This is a genomic window from Paenibacillus sp. 01T422, assembly GCF_056398785.1.
On record NZ_JBFTQB010000678.1, the window covers coordinates 1 to 3608 of the forward strand.

Consider the following 3608-nt stretch of genomic DNA (forward strand, 5'->3'; position numbering starts at 1 on the left):
GGCTTGTTGTCATTGACGAGACGCCTGCTGTTGGCCTGCACTTGAATTTCATGGCTATTTTCGGAGGTGGCCCGAAACGAAAAACATGGGAGGAGCTTCAAACAAAAGAGCATCACCAGGATGTCATTCGCGAACTCATTGCGCGGGACAAAAATCACGCTTGTGTCGTTATGTGGTCTATTGCTAACGAGCCTGCTTCAGAAGAAGAAGGAGCGGATGCTTACTTCAAGCCGCTTGTTGAGCTTGCCAAAGAGCTTGATCCACAAAAAAGACCTGTGACCATAGTCACACACCTTATGTCAACGCCAGATACCTGTAAAGTAGCGGAGCTTGTTGATGTGCTTGCACTGAATAGGTACTACGGATGGTACGTGCAAAGCGGGGATATGGAAGCAGCCAAAATCAAGCTGCGCGAGGAAATGAATGGCTGGGGCAAACGCTGCCCGGGTAAGCCAATTATGATGACCGAATATGGCGCAGATACGGTTGCTGGATTGCATGATGTAGACCCTGTGATGTTCACGGAGGAGTTTCAGGTTGAGTACTTGCGAGCAAACCACGAAGTTTTTGATGAGTTTGACACTTTCGTTGGCGAGCAGGTTTGGAATTTTGCGGATTTTAACACATCCCAAGGCATTATGCGGGTTCAAGGTAACAAAAAAGGCATCTTCACACGGGATCGGAAGCCAAAATATGCTGCTCATGAGCTACGCAAAAGATGGCTGGCAATTCCGGAGTACGGTTATAAGAAATAACATCCGAGTATACGAAAGCAGCACATGTAGTGGGGGGATACGATGAGTAATTTGGTTATTCACAATGTGTCTGAAACAAAGAATAGCGCAAGGGCAAGCCGTCCTTTCGGGATCCGAGATAAGCTGGGGTATTTGTTCGGCGATTTCGGGAATGATTTCTTTTTCATCCTAGTAAGCTCATTCTTAATGGTCTATTATACAGATATTTTCAAGATTCACGCGGCGACGATTGGTCTTGTATTTGTAATCGCAAGACTATGGGACGCAGTTGCAGATGTGGTGTGGGGTCGTTTCATTGACACAAGAAAAGCGGGGGTTCAAGGCAAATTTCGGCCTTGGATCTTCCGAATGTCTTTTCCGCTAGTTGTATCAGGTATTCTTATGTTCGTGAAAATTCCAGGGATGTCCGATGGTTTCTATATGGCCTATGCGTTTGTCACTTATCTAATTTGGGGAACGCTGTACAGCACGGTCAATATTCCATATGGGTCCATGGCATCTGTGATCACGAGCGATTCGGTTGAGCGCACGACATTATCGACATACAGGACGATGGGAGCTATGCTCGCGAGTCTACTTATCAACGTGATTGGGCCGCTAATTCTGTTCGTTAACAATAAAGCAGATGCCAACAGGTTCATGCTGGCAGCTATTATTTTCGGCATTTTGTCGATTGCCTGCTACATGGCTTGTTACAGATTATCAACGGAACGGATTACAATACCAGAAGCGCAAAAGAACAAGATCCAGCTAGGCACAACGTTAAAAGGAATGTTAAAAAATAGACCGTTAATCTCCATCCTAATCGCATCGCTCACCTTTATGATGCTTTCTATGCTGGTAGGTGCTGTGAATGTGTATTTGTTTAAAAATTATTTTGGAAGCGCTTCGATGTTGAGTATGGCTGGCTTAATCCAGACAGCCGCGGTATTTATCGCGATTCCGTTCGTGAAATCACTCGTGCACAAATTCGGTAAGAAGGAAATAGCTGCAGCTGGTATGCTGCTTTCCTCAGTCGTCTACCTTGCATTGTATTTCCTGCCTAATTTGACGGCGTGGCAATTTGTGATTATTTCCGCTGTTGGAATGTTTGGCTTTGCCTTTTTCAATTTAGTCGTTTGGGCGTTTGTCACGGATGTGATTGACTATCAGGAGTATGTGACTGGTTCGCGGGAAGATGGCACCGTGTATTCCGTTTACTCTTTTGCCCGCAAGGTCGGGCAAGCGCTTGCTGGCGGGATCGGCGGCGTGGCCATCGGTTCGGTTGGCTATGATGCGGCTCGATCCGTTCAGAGCAAAGAAGCGTTGGATGGCATATACACGCTCGCCACTTTAGTCCCCGGCATCGTTTATCTGCTAATTTTCCTCATCATTATATTTTTATATCCGCTGAATAAGCGGCGGACAAATCAGCTATCCGAACATTTGAATGAAATGAGATTGAGCAGCGGCGTGTAAGGAGATCTATAACGAGGCTGATGAACCTGATCTGCGTGCAGATCAGGTTTTTGTATATCCCAGATAGTAGATGGAGGGAACCACAGTTCGCTATTTCTTTGAAAAAGCCTATTTTCCGCTTGAAGGGGAACTAGGGGCTGCTATTTTGCCGTTTTCATCAGAAAAGCATGCCATGGACGTCGAATAAGATCCTGTAGTTCCGCCCAGTTGGAAAATAGCTGATTTTCCTTAAAATAAGGGACCTCAGTTCCGTTGAGCAGGCTTTTTACTAAAAATTACAGCTGATTTGTTATTATTGGTTAAGCAGTTAGAGGGCCGTGACCGTGGCAGTTTGTACGGATAACCATAGAATTAATGAAGACATTAAACTATTCAGTCAAAAAGTCGGGTTAGCTGGTAAGATTTGAACCCTACGATCTTGTGCACAAAAAGTCGGACGTAGGCTTCAGACATTTGCTATTTTATAGATAGGAGAGGGAGGTGAGCTTGAAGATGCTTGAGACCATGAATGGTGCTTTGTCCTATATTGAAGAAAATTTGACGGATGAGATTGACTTCAAGGAAGCGGCCAGAGTAGCGATGTGCTCGGAGTTTCATTTTAAAAGGATGTTTTCGTTCCTGGCAGGCGTCTCGTTATCGGAATACATTCGGCGCAGAAGGCTTACGCTTGCCGCATTCGAGCTTAACCATAGCGCCATCAAGATCATTGACTTGGCGGTAAAATATGGCTATAACTCGCCAGACTCTTTTACCAGAGCCTTTCAGAGCCTGCATGGGATTACGCCGACGGAGGCAAGAGAGACAGGGCAAACGCTGAAAGCTTATCCGAGACTAACCTTCCAGCTCACGATTAAAGGAGGAGATGTAATGAACTACCGAATTGAAGAAAAAGAAGCGTTCCGTATCGTGGGACTCAGGAAAAGGGTGCCCATTATTTTTGATGGCGTGAATCCAGAAATCGCGGCTATGTGGGGAAGTTTAAACGCGGAGTTGATTCAAGAGCTCAAATCGCTTTCCAATGTGGCGCCAAACGGGCTAATTAGCGGGTCAGCAAACTTTTCAGAAGGGAGGATGGAAGAGAAAGGGGAACTCGATCATTATATCGGAGCAGCAACCACGAAGGAGTGCCCGGATCATCTAGCTTCGCTTGAAGTTCCTGCCTCCTCATGGGCCGTATTTGAGGCAATAGGTCCGTTTCCAGAAACACTTCAACAAATATGGGGCCGCATCTATTCCGAGTGGTTTCCATCGTCGGGTTATGAACAATTGGATGGTCCAGAGATCCTGTGGAATGAAAATAAAGACGTAACATCGCCTAATTTCAGAAGTGAAATATGGATTCCTGTTTCGAAAAAGTAAGATAAGCTGAATAGACAAACATGTAGAGGTGGTGCT

Annotated in this window: 3 protein-coding genes; all 3 read left to right on the forward strand. The window is 45.6% G+C overall.

Translation table 11 applies throughout. The features are described from left to right. Window positions 1-755, forward strand: a 755-nt coding sequence (locus AC1DUA_RS28745; protein WP_477503010.1) for a glycoside hydrolase family 2 TIM barrel-domain containing protein, incomplete at its 5' end; no start/stop codon positions are given. A gap of 42 nt (window positions 756-797) precedes the next feature. Continuing rightward, window positions 798-2213, forward strand: a complete 1416-nt coding sequence (locus tag AC1DUA_RS28750; RefSeq protein WP_477503011.1) for an MFS transporter — start codon at window positions 798-800, stop codon at window positions 2211-2213. 492 nt (window positions 2214-2705) lie between these two features. Beyond that, on the forward strand, window positions 2706-3572 hold the full coding sequence (locus AC1DUA_RS28755) for an AraC family transcriptional regulator (protein WP_477503012.1): 867 nt from the start codon (window positions 2706-2708) through the stop codon (window positions 3570-3572). Window positions 3573-3608 lie beyond the last annotated feature (36 nt).

Excerpts from the sequence above, each read along its gene's own strand:
- AC1DUA_RS28750 (WP_477503011.1), top strand. The coding sequence starts at position 798 with ATGAGTAATTTGGTTATTCACAATGTGTCTGAAACAAAGAATAGCGCA.
- AC1DUA_RS28755 (WP_477503012.1), top strand. The coding sequence starts at position 2,706 with ATGCTTGAGACCATGAATGGTGCTTTGTCCTATATTGAAGAAAATTTG.